General features: G+C 48.9%; 11 protein-coding genes, 2 rRNA genes and 1 riboswitch (1 of these 14 running past the window's edge). Of the genes, 10 read left to right on the top strand and 3 right to left on the bottom strand.

Annotated features, from left to right (window positions below):
- Positions 1-2,811, top strand: a 23S ribosomal RNA gene (locus ACJJIO_RS03890); it begins 71 nt to the left of the window's first position.
- Between the two features lie 203 nt (positions 2,812-3,014).
- Positions 3,015-3,130 (top strand): 5S ribosomal RNA (rrf, locus tag ACJJIO_RS03885).
- A 924-nt stretch (positions 3,131-4,054) separates the two neighbouring features.
- Here the strand turns inward: rrf and ACJJIO_RS03880 are convergent.
- Positions 4,055-4,192 (bottom strand): thiamine pyrophosphate-binding protein, encoded by a 138-nt coding sequence (locus ACJJIO_RS03880; protein ID WP_444910973.1) that lies wholly within the window; start codon positions 4,190-4,192, stop codon positions 4,055-4,057.
- Between the two features lie 414 nt (positions 4,193-4,606).
- Here ACJJIO_RS03880 and ACJJIO_RS03875 point away from each other — a divergent pair, with 414 nt between their 5' ends.
- The gene (locus ACJJIO_RS03875) at positions 4,607-6,175 is read left to right on the top strand and encodes a thioredoxin domain-containing protein (protein WP_444910201.1); all 1,569 of its coding nucleotides are present in this window, start codon (positions 4,607-4,609) and stop codon (positions 6,173-6,175) included.
- 78 nt (positions 6,176-6,253) lie between these two features.
- On the opposite strand, the gene ACJJIO_RS03870 is transcribed toward ACJJIO_RS03875, so the two are convergent.
- Positions 6,254-7,180, bottom strand: coding sequence for an SGNH/GDSL hydrolase family protein (locus ACJJIO_RS03870; protein WP_444884140.1), 927 nt, complete (start codon positions 7,178-7,180; stop codon positions 6,254-6,256).
- Between the two features lie 273 nt (positions 7,181-7,453).
- Positions 7,454-7,552: riboswitch (TPP riboswitch) on the top strand.
- Between the two features lie 84 nt (positions 7,553-7,636).
- On the opposite strand from ACJJIO_RS03870, the gene thiC reads away from it, so the two are divergent.
- The 7 genes from thiC (at position 7,637) to ACJJIO_RS03835 (ending at position 14,860) form a co-directional block, all read left to right on the top strand.
- Positions 7,637-9,547, top strand: a complete 1,911-nt coding sequence (thiC, locus tag ACJJIO_RS03865) for a phosphomethylpyrimidine synthase ThiC (RefSeq protein ID WP_444910200.1) — start codon at positions 7,637-7,639, stop codon at positions 9,545-9,547.
- Positions 9,548-9,653: 106 nt separating this feature from the next.
- Entirely contained in the window at positions 9,654-10,730 is a 1,077-nt protein-coding gene (gene thiO / locus ACJJIO_RS03860) for a glycine oxidase ThiO (protein ID WP_444910199.1), read from the top strand.
- Positions 10,730-10,930, top strand: coding sequence for a sulfur carrier protein ThiS (gene thiS, locus ACJJIO_RS03855; protein WP_444910198.1), 201 nt, complete (start codon positions 10,730-10,732; stop codon positions 10,928-10,930). The genes thiO and thiS overlap by 1 nt, the downstream gene beginning before the upstream one ends.
- A 2-nt stretch (positions 10,931-10,932) precedes the next feature.
- Complete coding sequence (locus tag ACJJIO_RS03850) at positions 10,933-11,739, top strand: thiazole synthase (protein WP_108734076.1); 807 nt, start codon at positions 10,933-10,935, stop codon at positions 11,737-11,739.
- A gap of 8 nt (positions 11,740-11,747) precedes the next feature.
- Positions 11,748-13,301, top strand: a complete 1,554-nt coding sequence (thiE, locus tag ACJJIO_RS03845; protein ID WP_444910197.1) for a thiamine phosphate synthase — start codon at positions 11,748-11,750, stop codon at positions 13,299-13,301.
- Positions 13,295-14,044 (top strand): HesA/MoeB/ThiF family protein, encoded by a 750-nt coding sequence (locus tag ACJJIO_RS03840; protein WP_444910196.1) that lies wholly within the window; start codon positions 13,295-13,297, stop codon positions 14,042-14,044. Before thiE ends, ACJJIO_RS03840 begins: the two co-directional genes overlap by 7 nt.
- A gap of 342 nt (positions 14,045-14,386) precedes the next feature.
- The gene (locus ACJJIO_RS03835) at positions 14,387-14,860 is read left to right on the top strand and encodes a Dps family protein (RefSeq protein ID WP_252082742.1); all 474 of its coding nucleotides are present in this window, start codon (positions 14,387-14,389) and stop codon (positions 14,858-14,860) included.
- 38 nt (positions 14,861-14,898) lie between these two features.
- Here ACJJIO_RS03835 and ACJJIO_RS03830 read toward each other — a convergent pair whose 3' ends face one another.
- Positions 14,899-15,780 (bottom strand): LysR family transcriptional regulator, encoded by an 882-nt coding sequence (locus tag ACJJIO_RS03830; RefSeq protein WP_444910195.1) that lies wholly within the window; start codon positions 15,778-15,780, stop codon positions 14,899-14,901.
- Positions 15,781-15,885 lie beyond the last annotated feature (105 nt).

Here is a 15,885-nt window from a genome sequence, read left to right as displayed (position 1 = left end):
AAAGTCTAGGGGAGCTGGCACACAAGCTTTGATCCTAGAATGTCCGAATGGGGAAACCCACCTGTTTTACAGGTATCCATAACTGAATACATAGGTTATGGAGGCGAACCCGGGGAACTGAAACATCTAAGTACCCGGAGGAAAAGAAATCAACCGAGATTCCCTGAGTAGCGGCGAGCGAAAGGGGATTAGCCCTTAAGCTCTTTATGTTTTAGTGGAAGGTTCTGGAAAGTACCGCGATACAGGGTGATAGCCCCGTACACGAAAAGGCATTTAGAGTGAAATCGAGTAGGTCGGGACACGTGTTATCTTGACTGAATATGGGGGGACCATCCTCCAAGGCTAAATACTCCCAGCTGACCGATAGTGAACCAGTACCGTGAGGGAAAGGCGAAAAGAACCCCGGAGAGGGGAGTGAAATAGAACCTGAAACCGTATACGTACAAGCAGTAGGAGCCCTTCGGGGTGACTGCGTACCTTTTGTATAATGGGTCAGCGACTTATTGTCTGTAGCAAGGTTAACCGCTTAGGGGAGCCGTAGAGAAATCGAGTCTTAATAGGGCGTTTAGTTGCAGGCAATAGACCCGAAACCCGGCGATCTATCCATGGGCAGGTTGAAGGTTGAGTAACATCAACTGGAGGACCGAACCCACTAATGTTGAAAAATTAGGGGATGACCTGTGGATCGGAGTGAAAGGCTAATCAAGCCGGGAGATAGCTGGTTCTCCTCGAAAGCTATTTAGGTAGCGCCTCGCGTCTCACCCTCGGGGGTAGAGCACTGTTTGGGCTAGGGGGTCATCCCGACTTACCAACCCCATGCAAACTCCGAATACCGAGGAGTGCAATCGCGGGAGACACACGGCGGGTGCTAACGTCCGTCGTGGAAAGGGAAACAACCCAGACCGCCAGCTAAGGTCCCAAATACCAGTTAAGTGGGAAACGATGTGGGAAGGCCCAGACAGCTAGGAGGTTGGCTTAGAAGCAGCCATCCTTTAAAGAAAGCGTAATAGCTCACTAGTCGAGTCGGCCTGCGCGGAAGATATACCGGGGCTAAAACTGGTAACCGAAGCTGCGGATGCTCTTAGGAGCATGGTAGAGGAGCGTTGTGTAAGCCGTTGAAGGTGGATCGGGAGGTCTGCTGGAGGTATCACAAGTGCGAATGCTGACATGAGTAACGACAAGGGAGGTGAAAAACCTCCCCGCCGGAAGACCAAGGGTTCCTGTCCAACGCTAATCGGGACAGGGTTAGTCGACCCCTAAGGCGAGGGCGAAAGCCGTAGTCGATGGGAAACAGGTTAATATTCCTGTACTCGCTATTGCTGCGACGGAGTGACGGAGAAGGCTAGGCCGGCATGGCGATTGGTTGTCCATGTTTAAGGTTGTAGGCTGGGGACTTAGGCAAATCCGGGTCCCTAAGGCTGAGAACTGATGACGAAGCCCACTTAGTGGGTGAAGTGGTTGATGCCCTGCTTCCAGGAAAAACTTCTAAGCTTCAGGCAATAGTGAATCGTACTCTAAACCGACACAGGTGGTCAGGTAGAGAATACCAAGGCGCTTGAGAGAACTCTGGTGAAGGAACTAGGCAAAATGGTACCGTAACTTCGGGAGAAGGTACGCCGGTTTTGGTGATGGGACTTGCTCCCTAAGCTGAGGCCGGTCGAAGTGACCAGGTGGCTGCGACTGTTTATTAAAAACATAGCACTCTGCAAACTCGTAAGAGGACGTATAGGGTGTGACGCCTGCCCGGTGCCGGAAGGTTAATTGATGGGGTTAGCTTCGGCGAAGCTCTTGATCGAAGCCCCGGTAAACGGCGGCCGTAACTATAACGGTCCTAAGGTAGCGAAATTCCTTGTCGGGTAAGTTCCGACCTGCACGAATGGCGTAACGATGGCCACGCTGTCTCCACCAGAGACTCAGTGAAATTGAAATCGCTGTTAAGATGCAGTGTACCCGCGGCTAGACGGAAAGACCCCGTGAACCTTTACTACAGCTTTGCACTGAACTTTGAGCCTACTTGTGTAGGATAGGTGGGAGGCTTTGAAGCAGTAACGCTAGTTACTGTGGAGCCGTCCTTGAAATACCACCCTGGTATGTTTGAGGTTCTAACTCTGGTCCGTTATCCGGATCGAGGACAGTGTATGGTGGGTAGTTTGACTGGGGCGGTCTCCTCCCAAAGAGTAACGGAGGAGTACGAAGGTGCACTCAGCATGGTCGGAAATCATGCAATGAGCATAATGGTATAAGTGCGCTTGACTGCGAGACAGACATGTCGAGCAGGTACGAAAGTAGGTCATAGTGATCCGGTGGTTCTGTATGGAAGGGCCATCGCTCAACGGATAAAAGGTACTCCGGGGATAACAGGCTGATACCGCCCAAGAGTTCACATCGACGGCGGTGTTTGGCACCTCGATGTCGGCTCATCACATCCTGGGGCTGAAGCCGGTCCCAAGGGTATGGCTGTTCGCCATTTAAAGTGGTACGCGAGCTGGGTTTAGAACGTCGTGAGACAGTTCGGTCCCTATCTGCCGTGGGCGTTGGAAATTTGAGAAGAGTTGCTCCTAGTACGAGAGGACCGGAGTGAACGAACCTCTGGTGTTCGGGTTGTCACGCCAGTGGCATTGCCCGGTAGCTATGTTCGGACGGGATAACCGCTGAAAGCATCTAAGCGGGAAGCCTCCTTCAAGATTAGATTTCCCTGACTCCTTGAGAGTCCTAAAGGGCCGTGGAAGACTACCACGTTGATAGGCTGGGTGTGGAAGCGTTGTGAGGCGTTGAGCTAACCAGTACTAATTGCCCGTGCGGCTTGACCATACAACAGAGATGGTTACTAACGACTAGCTAAGCTAGCGGATTGTGGAATGAAAGACACACAATGATCGCTTGCGGTGTATTACTACAGATTGTTTTACCGACTTATTTGGGGTTATCGCCGGTCAACAGACCGAGGCAAACAGCGATAACACGGCAGGCCAAGCAGATTGCTTATAAGACCAACGCCAACCCAAGCCAGTTTGCCTGACGACAATAGAGTTGTGGAACCACCTGATCCCTTGCCGAACTCAGAAGTGAAACGCAACATCGCCGATGGTAGTGTGGGGCTTCCCCATGTGAGAGTAGGTCATCGTCAGGCTTCTAATCCGAAAGGGCCACCCAATAGGGTGGCCCTTTTTTTATGGGCAAAAAAAATATTGAATGCATCAAAAAATAAAAACAGAGAATAAAAAAATAAATTCAAAATACAGAAAAAATAAAAAGCCGAATCGAATTTTTACTCGCAACACTCCCGCCGAAAAATCCAACTCGGTAAAAGCCAATTAAACAAGCGCAGGCTCTAAAAAGTTCTGAGGAGCCTTCCCTCCTATAAATAAAGCGCTTTCTTAGATTTTTTCTGTAAGGAAAAAATGGAAATACAAAAAAATAACGCGCTTTATTTAATCTGCACCCCAAGCACCACCACAAAAACACCTGAAATTAAAAAGTGCTCTTTAGCCTAGAAAAATTATTGCGTTGAAAAAAACGGCGCAGAAATACCAATGAAAATACCGGTGATTTTTTGCACGTTTTAATGAACCTGTGCAACCACGGGGCCTGGCGCGGATATACCGCAGTTATGCACAAGTCTATCCAGACTTTCTGTTAATAACGCCAAGCGCTGGAAAGTGGATAAATGGCTGGTGTTTTTTTACCCGTTGAAAAGGCCTCCGCGGAAACAGGGGCCTGAGCGTGGATATCCCTGAGTTATACACAGCTCTATCCATTTTTGAGCCTTAGTGAATTGAATCAAGGCACCTTGGGTATTGGCTCAAACCGTGCCATGACACAAGGGAAAAATGTCTTCGGGAGCACATAGATAACAGGCTCCTGGCTGATCCTCCTATGAGGTTTAGAAAGCTGCACGTACCAGCTCGGAAGTGAATTCTGGATTTATAATCATTTTTGATGACTTGGTGATGAGCTCAAGCATCTTTACTAGAGCAATATATTGAGACGTTTCTTTATAAAGCCCCTCGATACCAGCTTGAGCACTGATGGGCACGAGAGGTGTGCTATCCGCTTACGTATCCGCGATTTCCACTAGCATATTAGTGGTTTCTGGTCCAAGTGTTCCATAGCAGGCACCGGCGTTCCCAGTTGCCAGGCCATACATAACTGTCATAAATAAAACGGTTTGTTCTGATAAACGAAAACAAATCGTAAGAGGGAGCTATTTTTTACATCGATAAAGCGTATATTTTTTCTGAGGGGATTCCAAATATAAATTTAATCCCTTCATTTTAAAAATAGGAAGTTATATGTTCTGAAACACTTATATGAATCTTATTCATAGATAATTTTTCAGCCAAGGTTTAAATAAGATAAATTTTTAATCTGGGAAGCTGGCCAGTTTCTCATTAAATGTCGATCAGTTTTGCAGGTGTTAGCCGAAGGTATTATCAGTGATGGCGCTAAACACATCTGTCCAGATAGATGTAGATCCATAAAGAAATTTCTGACAGGTAAATGAACAAGGATCCCAATTTTAGGGTGATTTTGGCGCTTATTTTGTAATTGTTAGGTCGCAGGTCGTGAGCTTGTTAGGATCGGCATGGAAGACAGGGGGATTATAATGAAAAATTTTAAGCTGAGATTTCGGCTGATTATATTGGTTATTTTTACCTGTGTTGTTTCTTCGTGTACAGAAGAAGGAAAAGAGGGCTTGCGGAGTCCTAAACCAGGTGTTGGCTCTGAAGTGGTGGCGCGTATTGGCAGTAATAATATTACATTGCAGGAGTTGGATAATGATTTACAGCTGTTTTTTTATGATATTGCAGAGCAAAAATATAATTTGCGTTTGGCTAGGCTGGATGCCTTGGTGAATGAAAAAGCTAATTTTAGTTCGAAGAGGGATGATATAGAGATTTATCTGAAGTTGCCCGAGCCGCCACGAATTCAATTGCCCGAGAGTTCTAAATTTATTAGGGGTAATCAGGATGCTCCAGTCACCTTGGAGATGTATTGTTCTTACCAGTCTCCACATTGCAAAACGATACAGCCTGTAATACGCCGTCTACTAGAGGTTTATAAGGGTTGGGTTCGTCAAACGCACTTTGATTTTCCGCTTAAATTTCATCGTGAAGGAATTCAAGCTGCATCTGCAGCGCGTTGTGCGGCGGTGCAGAATAAATTTTGGGAGTATCACGATGCCTTGTATGTTCTAACTCCTGAGTTTGATAGTGATACTTACCTTCAGTTGGCCAAGCAATTGCAATTAGATATTCATCTTTTTGAAGATTGCTTATCCAGTGATAGCCCAAAAGATTCCGTAGTAGGGTCCCGGGATCGTGCACTAGATCTTGGTCTTAAAAATGTACCGGTCATTTTTATTAATGGGTTGTATCTGAAAGGGGCGCGTAACTTTGAGCAGTATGCTTTTTGGGTGGATAAAGAACTGCAATCTATGGGGATAAAATCAAAAGAAAAGTATAGATGGAAGGATAGCGAAACGATTGATGATAGAAATCTACCGGCTACCAGATTGCCACTAATGTTACTGGGGGTTAGCGAATCAACTGTAGAAGGTAAGTCGAAAGCTTTGATTGCAGTAAAGGAAGCTACTGCGGAGTATTTCAGTGCAGGGCAAAAAATTTCAGACAATATTTTATTGTTGCGCATCCACTCTAATTTCGCAGTGATAGAGAGTAGAGGCGGACTGGAAAAGTTACCCTTAAAGGGGAGAGAGGGCGCTGAGGTTTTACTCACCTACATTCATGGACAAAGTGAGGAGTTGAAGCGACGTATAGAGCAGCCATTGGGCCCTGGAACCCGCAAGTTGATAGCCTCTTCTGGTGTGCTGACTCTAGGGCAGGCTTGGTTAAGTCGTCACTTGGAGCAGCGACAGGCTTTGGAGGCTAAGTTTACCAAGGCCGAATTGGAAGTTGAGGGACACCATTTGATGCGACTTGAAGGTGTCGCAGATAATGAGTTCTTCACTGCCTTGGGTTTTCAAGAAAATGATGTATTACTGAGAGTGAATGATAGTTGGGTACATAGCGGTCAAAATAAATTGTGGGATGCGCTTTCTAGTGGCCAGCTTATTGATGTGGTCTTTATGAGAAAGGGACTACCACAACGTATACAGTATGTAGTTGAAGAGTTTAGCTACTTTGAGAAAAATTCAAACACAGAAAGAGAATAGTTTAGGCTGTGAGATAAACTTGGGCTCTCATGAAAGCTCTAGTCAGAGAGCCCAATGTTCACCGATTAGGGAAGTTATTTACTTATCGGGATTACCCTGCCAAAAGATATCGGCAACGATATTTTGGCCTTGTACACTGGGATGGAAACAGTCTCCACCACCCACATCGTCCTTTCCAAACTGGAAAGTCCCAGCATTTACCTCATCTTCACCAGTGTATTCCGCTATAACCTCAACACCATTAACACCATTGTAACTTTCGGCTTCCTCGGCAAGAATCTCGTTGTAACGCCGCTGGGCTGCAGTAATCGCATTATAGCGGGTGGTGAAGTCCTCTCCGTTCATGATACCGCCGTTGGTTGCAATTCGGCAGATACCAAATGTTGACCAAACGTTTTCACAGTCTACTCGGGAGTTTTCCGCCTGCTTTTCCAGGCCTGCTCCACGAAGATCCTGTACCCTAGGTACAGATCCGAGCAGAATGGTGGAGCCATTGGGAAGGCCGTCGACGAGTTTATCCAAGCCGGCTTGAACAGCTGAGCGCCATTCATTGTCGGTATATAGTGGGTTATTACAGTTGGCTGGATCGGCACAATCTCGGTTGCAGATGTCATTCCCGCCAAGAACGATTTCAACATGATCTGCCACATTGGTTTGAGCCAAAATGCGATCGGCCTGCACTGCAAAATTCTTATTACCTCCACGCATCTCGGCACCGGATTCAGCCGCTTTTTTATTTGCAGCGATATTGGGTGAAATAATTTTATATCTATCGTAAATACTTTCTACAGAATTATTGTCACCATCAAACCAAGAGTGTTCCGGTTGATCTCCACCCAGGAGGCAAAATAGGTCCCAAAAATACTTATTGCGTGTACAGTCTGCACCGAATGCCATGGTAATGCTGTCTCCTGCAGCGACAGATTTTGACGGGGCTGCCATCACTGATGGCAGCGACATAACACTTAAAAAAAAGACTGCTATAACTCCGTATCTTTTCCACATTGTGATTTCTCCCACACCGACTCTCGTCGTAGATAGTTATTGTTTTAAAGCTATATCGGTGAACCTGAGGAGTTTAGGTTGGTGGGTGAGAGGTGCTACTGTGAATGCGCTAGACTAGTTGGTCAGATTTTAATAAGTTGAAGCATGTTGAAATTCTGTCGTCGAGAACATTAAGTGATTTTGGTTTCACCTCAAATGATGGTTGTTGTTAGACCTAGATACGGCTCTTTGATAGACCACCTATTCATATTCGATGGCTTCCTCTATACTGCGCATTACTTGTCGGAGTGCCTGTGGGCTGAGATCGCTGTTGCGAGATCCGTTGAACCTGATCGGGGTAACCCCCGCGTAGGGAACAAGATCTGAAGTCGCCTGTTTTTTACATTTTGGCGTCTTTTCTCTTTGTAACTGCCCTGGATGCTGCGACCTTTAAATTCCCAAGTTTTAAGGTTACGCATGTCTGAGATCATTGAACAATCCGGTAAAGCCGGAAAGTCCTCCCGCGCTGCCAGTCGCGATTCCGCTAAAGAATTTCTTGAGAATCTCACGGTTCAGTCTTTTCCCAATTCGCGCAAGGTGTTTTTGCCTAGTGAAACCCCTGGTATCCAGGTTGGCGCTCGCCAGATTTGTCTTGGGGATAGTGTGGTAGGTGGGGATGCCGATAACCCTATTTTAGAACCCAACGTGCCTCTCACCGTATACGATACCTCCGGGCCATATTCAGAGCCCAATTTTAAAGTCGATGTACGCCAAGGTCTGCCCAAGCTACGCAAAGGCTGGATAGAGGCACGAGGAGATACTGAGCAGCTGGACTCCCGTCAGGCGGCCTATAGTCAGCAGCGTATGGCGGCCCAGGGGCTGGACCACATTCGCTTCGAAAAGCTTCCCAGTCCGCGCCGAGCTAAGCCGGGAAGTAATGTATCGCAAATGCACTATGCCCGCCGTGGCGTTATCACGCCGGAGATGGAGTTTGTCGCAGTCCGCGAAAATATGGGACGCGTAAAGTTAGCGGCGGAGATGAGTGAGAGTGAATACCAAAAAGCACGTGATGGTATTTACATCCCGGAACAAATCACGCCGGAATTTGTTCGTAGGGAAGTTGCAGAAGGACGCGCAATTCTCCCAGCGAATATTAATCACCCGGAAGTGGAGCCGATGATTATCGGGCGCAACTTTCTGTGTAAGGTGAATGCAAATATCGGCAATTCCGCTGTGACTTCTTCCATTGAAGAGGAAGTGGAAAAACTGGTTTGGTCTACCAAGTGGGGGGCAGATACGGTAATGGATCTGTCTACCGGAGCCAATATCCACGAAACTCGCGAGTGGATTCTGCGCAACTCACCAGTCCCCATTGGTACCGTACCCATTTACCAAGCATTGGAAAAAGTAAATGGAATTGCTGAAGACCTCAACTGGGATGTTTTCCGAGATACCTTGATTGAGCAAGCGGAACAGGGAGTGGATTATTTCACTATTCATGCCGGCGTGCTCTTGCGCTATGTACCACTCACAGCCAAAAGAATGACCGGGATAGTGTCTCGTGGTGGTTCCATCATGGCGAAATGGTGTCTCGCTCATCACAAGGAGAATTTCCTCTATACCCACTTTGAGGAAATCTGCGAGATTATGAAAGCTTATGATGTGAGCTTTAGCCTTGGTGATGGCCTGCGTCCGGGCTCTATTGCCGATGCCAATGATGAAGCTCAGTTCGGTGAGCTGTATACGCTTGGTGAATTAACCGAAGTTGCCTGGAAGCACGATGTTCAGACGATGATCGAAGGCCCCGGTCATGTGGCTATCCATAAGATCAAAGAAAATATGGATGAGCAGCTGAAGCACTGCCACGGCGCACCTTTCTACACTCTAGGTCCATTGACCACGGATATTGCTCCAGGCTACGACCACATTACTTCCGGCATCGGCGCTGCACTTATCGGCACTTACGGTTGCGCCATGCTCTGCTATGTGACCCCCAAAGAGCACCTGGGCCTACCCAATAAAGAGGATGTTAAAGAAGGTCTGATGGCCTATAAGATTGCGGCTCATGCCGCAGACTTGGCCAAAGGGCATCCGCGGGCACAGAAGCGCGATGACGCCCTGTCAAAAGCCCGCTTTGAATTTCGCTGGGAAGACCAATTCAATCTCGGTTTGGACCCGGAGCGCGCACGCTCTTATCACGATGAAACCCTGCCGAAGGAATCCGGCAAGGTAGCGCATTTCTGCTCCATGTGTGGGCCTAAATTCTGTTCTATGAAGATTACCCAGGATGTGCGCGATTACGCAGCCAAACAGGAGGCGGAACGCGGGATGGAAGAGATGGCAGTTAAATTTAAGGATATGGGCAGCGAGATTTATCACAAGGGCTGATCGGGTGTTGGGGGAGGGTAACTCCCCCAACATATTAGAAATACAGTGATGTAAAAGGAGCTTGCTATCGCTGGTATCCAATTGGAATTGTGAAGATAGGTAAGCTGTGTCAAACAAAACTAAAGCTAAGGTGGCTATTGCCGGTGGCGGCCTGTTGGGGCGATTACTCGCCTGGAGGCTCTGCCAGCTTGATGTAGATATCACCCTGTTTGAGGCCGGTAACTTATCGGAATCAAAAGGCGGAGCCTGTTGGACAGCTGCGGGAATGATCTCGCCTTTATCGGAGCTGGTACACACTAACAAACACATTTATAGCCTGGGGTTAAAAAGTCTTGAGCTTTGGCCTGAGTGGGCCCGTCAGCTGGAGGAGCAGAGCGGGCAGGACGTGGAATACCGCAGGGCGGGCTCAGTCCTGGTGGCTCACGGCAAGGACAGAAGTGAGCTGCTGCAATTCCTGCGGGAACTACAGGGTAAGCTTGGCGAGTCTGCCAGGGTGCAGGTGCAGCCCCTCGATAGCAATACTTTAGCGAAATTAGAGCCTTGCTTACATGGCTTTGAACAAGGGCTTTACCTGCGGGGTGAGGCGGATATCAATAATCACCGCCTATTGCCCGCGTTACTCAGCGTATTGCACCGAGGTGCAGTCACTCTGCGAGAGCACAGCAAGGCAACTTGCGAAGCCGGGTATATCTCTGTGAACTCGGAGCGCGAACAATTTGATTGCGTGATCGACTGCCGTGGTCTCGGTGCCAAGGGGCAGATTGAAGGCTTACGCGGTGTCCGTGGTGAGGTGATGGTGGTGGAATCCCGGGAAGTGGTTTTGCAGCGTCCAGTGCGCCTGCTCCACCCACGCTATAAGCTCTACGCTGTACCCCGTAGCGATGGACGCACTGTAATCGGCGCCACAGAAATTGAGAGCGAAGATCTGTCGCCCATTTCCGTGCGCTCCAGTATGGAACTCTCTTCCGCGCTTTACTCCCTCAACCCGGCTTTTGCCGAGGCTCGTATTGTTGAGACCCGCGTAAATTGTCGCCCCGCCACTATGGATAATATGCCTTATATCCACGGCGAGTATGGGCTGATTCGAGTGAATGGTCTCTACCGTCACGGTTATCTTTTAGCGCCGGCAGTAGTGGAGCAAGTGGAGAATCAAGTGGCACAACAACTGTTACAGGGGGTTTGATGCAGGTACTAATTAATGGGGAAACACAGAGCCTTGAATCCCCGCTAAAACTCTCTGTGCTTTTACAGCAGCTCGGCTATCGCGGAGAAACGTTTGCCGTTGCGATCAACGGTGGATTTATTCCCCGTACGGAATATAGCAGTACACAGATAAATAACGGCGATAGCCTGGATATTGTTGCTCCGGTAGTGGGGGGGTAAAGGTGAGCGATCTATTAACACTTTACGGAAAAACATTTAACAGCCGACTTTTGGTGGGCACCGCCCTGTATCCCTCCCCAGCGATTATGCGCGAATCCGTGCAAGCTTCAGCTTCAGAAATTATTACTTTGTCTTTGCGCCGGCAAAATCCGGCACAGCAGCAGGACAATCGATTTTGGGATTATATTCGCGAGTCCGGCTGTCAGCTGTTGCCCAATACTGCCGGTTGTAAATCGCCGCGAGAAGCGGTGGAGCTGGCAAAAATGTCCCAGGAAATTTTCCAGACCGATTGGCTCAAGCTGGAGGTGATTGGCGATGATTACAATTTGCAGCCAGACCCCTTTGGTTTGGTAGAAGCTGCGCGGGAATTAATTCAGCTAGGCTTCAAGGTTTTGCCTTATTGCACGGATGACCTGGTGCTGTGTCGAAAACTCTTGGATGTGGGTTGCGAGGTATTAATGCCCTGGGGGGCTCCCATCGGTACCGGGCAGGGGCTGCTCAATAAATATAACCTGCAAACACTGCGCGAGCGCCTGAGTGATGTCCCGCTTATTATTGACGCCGGAATCGGTGCGCCATCACAGGCGGCAGAAGCACTGGAGATGGGCTTTGATGCGGTGTTATTGAATACCGCGATTGCAAAAGCCCAGGATCCGGTGCTGATGGCTAATGCTTTTAAACTGGCTGTGGAATCTGGGCGCGCCGCCTTTAATGCCGGCTTGATGCTCAGGCGTCAAACTGCCAGCCCCAGCACCCCCACCCTGGATATGCCTTTCTGGCAGCAGGCAGAGAGCATATTGCAGGATTAGTATTTTTTATGCGCGATCAACTCCAATTGAAAAAGCCAATTGTCTGGACCATTGCCGGCAGTGACTCCGGCGGTGGCGCCGGCATTCAGGCGGACCTGCTGACTTTTGCCGATCTAGGCTGCCATGGTTGCAGTGTTATCACGGCCAATACCGCACAGAATACGGTGGAAGTAACTGCAATTAATACAGTTTCCCTAGAGGTCTTGGCTTCACAATTGTGGGCCTTACAGTGGGATCTATTTCCTGCCGCAATTAAAATCGGTCTGCTAGCGAATGCTGAACAAGTTGTTGCGGTGACAGATTTCTTGCGCCAGCTGAAAGCGGTGCAGCCGGTTCCGGTTATTTACGACCCGGTTGCTGTTGCTACCAACGGAGCCGGGCTCACCGAAGGGGATATTACCGCAACGGTGTTGGCTCAGTTGATGCCACAGTGTGATCTGGTCACTCCCAATTTACATGAATTGGAATGGCTTACCGGAGCCAGTGTCACGGGTGCGGAATCTATTGTGCAGGCTGCGCGTCAGTTACACGCTCACGGCGGTACCGCAATTTTAGTTACCGGCGGCCATACGCAATTGCGTGCGGGAGAAGTTACCGACTTACTGTTGGATGGTGAAAAAGCCGATTGGTTTATTGGCCGGGAAGTGTCCAGTACAGGCACACATGGCACTGGCTGCACCCTGTCCTCCGCTATTGCCGCTTGTCGCGCTTTGGGCTATCCGTTGCGAGATGCCTGCGTTGTGGGTAAAGCCTATGTACAGCGGGGCTTGCGCCGGGGAAATAATGCACATATCGGCGCTGGTGCTGGACCTGTAGGCCACTGTGGCTGGCCCCTGGATTTAATCGACTTCCCGGAGATTTTGGTGCCGGGAGAAGAGCGTGCTCTGGATTATGGCTTTGATACTGTCCGACCTCTTGTTCGAGGGTTTGCTGAAACAGATACTCAAGCATTGGGCTTATATCCGGTTGTGGATACGGTGGAGTGGTTGCAGCGTCTGGCTGAGCTGGGGGTGCGTACTTTACAGTTGCGAATAAAGAATCCGGGTGGGGACCTGTGCGCACAGATTGAGCGTGCAGTGGCTATTGGCAGGACGTATAACCTGCGCCTGTTTATCAATGATTACTGGCAGTTGGCGATTGAGTGCGGCGCCTACGGTGTGCATTTGGGCCAGGAGGATTTGCAATCTGCTGATCTGAGGGCAATTCAAGCGGCAGGATTAAAACTGGGTATCAGTACCCACGGCTTCTATGAATTACTGTTGGCCTATCGTTATCGCCCCAGCTACTTAGCGATTGGTGCAATTTATGCGACCAACACCAAGGATATGTCGGATCAGTTGCAGGGCGTGCAGAAACTTGCGCGAATGGCAGCACTATTGCCCGATTATCCACTCGTGGCAATTGGTGGTATTAATATGCAACGGGCCAGTGAGGTTATCGCTAGCGGTGTTGGCAGTATCGCCGTGGTCAGCGCTATTACTAAAGCGGAAGATTACAAGCAGGCGGTTGCCGATTTTAATGTCCTGTTGAAAGGAAAGCATGCGGAAGTAGAGCCATGTTAAGTAGTAAGGAATTACAGCGTTACAGTCGCCAGATAATGTTGCCCCAAGTGGGTGAAGAGGGACAGAAAAAGCTGTCTTCTGCGCGAATTATGATTGTTGGTTTAGGTGGGCTCGGCAGCCCGGCAGCGATGTATCTGGCCGCAGCCGGTATTGGAGAGCTGCACCTGGTAGACGGTGATCATATCGACCTCTCCAATTTACAGCGCCAGGTTTTGTACAAAACCAATCACCAGGGAAAATCCAAAGCCATAGTGGCTGCACAACAATTGGCTGCAGCCAATCCAACTATTCGCATTCACCCCCACAGCCAAATGGCGAATGAATCCTGGCTGCGTGAGCAGGTAAAACAGGTGGATCTGGTGTTGGACTGCACCGATAACCTGGAAATCCGCCATACGATCAACCGGGTTTGTTATCAGGCAGGGTGTCCGGTGGTAATGGCATCGGTGCAGGGGTTTTCCGGCCAGCTGATTAGTTTTGATTTTTCTGAAGGAAACGGCCCCTGTTATGCCTGCCTGTTTCCGCCCCAGGAGCAGGCTGAAGTCCAGAACTGCGCTACAGCAGGGGTGATCGGTCCTGCATTGGGGGTCGTTGGCAGTATGCAGGCTCTGGAGGCCATGAAGTACCTGATGGATTTGCCGGTATCGAGCTTGAATAAATTGCACTTAATCGAGACGGAAACCTTAGCTCTGCAAACTTTGCAGCTGCCGAGTCATAGTAATTGCCAGGTTTGTAATACCTAGCTAACTTTGTTTTCTCTTAAATTTTTCTTTCCGTAGATTGATACAGTGCTAGCACTATAAGTGTATGCATAACCAACATGTTTTATTTATTTTTCCTTTTTGGCGGATTAATTAACTTTTCAGTTTGGACACACAGTTGTTCCAGGGCAGGATACCGCTAGATTCAAGGCATGTTCCGAGTTAGTTGCCAGGGTAAATATGTTTGTCTTTTTAGTGTCTTATAAACTTGGCTCGGCTATATAGATAAGCTATCAACCCGATAGCTTGTGGTAAAACCATAAAACTATCAGAATGGGAGTGTAACCATTTCGGTGGCAAAGTCTTGGAAGAAGGATTTGTTTAATGAAAAAAATTGATATTGGTATTAGTGAAAAGGATAGGGAAAAGATTGCTGGCGGCCTCAAGCACTTGCTGGCGGATAGCTACACTCTATACCTGCAAACGCACAACTTCCATTGGAATGTTACCGGGCCATTTTTTCGTGAACTACACCTGATGTTTGAGGAGCAGTACAACGAACTGGCTACGGCGGTAGATGACATTGCAGAGCGAATTCGCACTTTGGGTGTTTCTGCACCGGGCACCTATCAGGCTTTTGGACAGCTGAGTTCTATTGAAGAAGTTGTAGAAGTTCCCGCAGCAGAAGATATGGTGAAAATTCTCACCAAGGGCCATGAGCAGGTAATAAAAACTTGTCGCGATGTATTAAAGGCCGCGCAAAAGGGCGAGGATGAATCGACTATTGCCCTGGTATCTGACCGTATGCGTGTGCATGAAAAAACTGCCTGGATGCTGCGCGCTACCAGTAGTAAATAGTTACTGGCACTCTGGGTAAATGACTATTCCTGTAGTGACTACTGCCCGGTGAGTAATTCCAAGAAAGCGCTGGCGGGTGCAGAGAGGTTACCGCGGCTTTTAAATAGTGCGCCAACTTCTTGCATTACCGCCGGCGCGGTAAGAGGCAAGCAGATTAAACCGTACTCTCGCATTTGTGCCTCACAAAGGCTTGGTACAGCACTGATTCCCATGCCCGCTCTGACCAGCTGCCCGATAGTACTGAGCTGGTTAGCTTCACAAATATATTGAGCAGCTTGTCCACACTGGTCAAAGGCAGTATCCGTCCAGCGTCGCACTGCCGATCCACGGTTCATCGATATAAAAGGATGAGCGGCCAAGTCGCGCCAGCGTACGGCCTTCTTTTCCGCCAATATGTGCTCTTCGGGCATTATTGCGATAAAACGGTCGTGTTCAATGGGTGCGAACTCCATTCCACCCAGTTCGTCCGGGCGAAAGCTAATGCCCAGCTCCGCGCGTCCCTCCTGTACAGATTCTACAACCCGCTCCATAACCACATCTTCCAGCACAATATTGATTTGTGGATATGTCAGGTGAAAGTTAGCTAATAGAGCGGGTACTCGGTTTAAGGCGAAAGCGGGGATAACTGCCAGTTGCAGTTGTCCACGTTCCAGGCGGAAGCGCTGCTGTATAGCATCCAGTGATTGATCCCAGCTGTTAAGTAGTTGCTCCGCACGAACCAGGAACTCACGCCCTTCTGGGGTCAAGACCAGTTGGCGACTGTCGCGACTAAATAGGGGGCCTCCAGCGGCCTCTTCCAGATTGCGGATGGCCACGGAGAGCGCCGGCTGGGAAGTGTGTAATTGGGCACTGGCCTGCGCCAGACTGTGGCTGCGGGCTACAACAACGAAGGCGCGAAGCTGTTTAATGGTGGCGCTCACTATGGCTCCGGATGCATTCTATGAATGTTAAGTTTTATTTAATAAACCATCGAAAGATTAAAATAGTTTAAAGTTGTCGGGCAAGGCATGATTGCCGCTTTCGCC

The organism is Microbulbifer mixtoriginis (SeqCode) (assembly GCF_052467235.1).
This window is presented reverse-complemented; position numbering and strand designations above follow the sequence as displayed.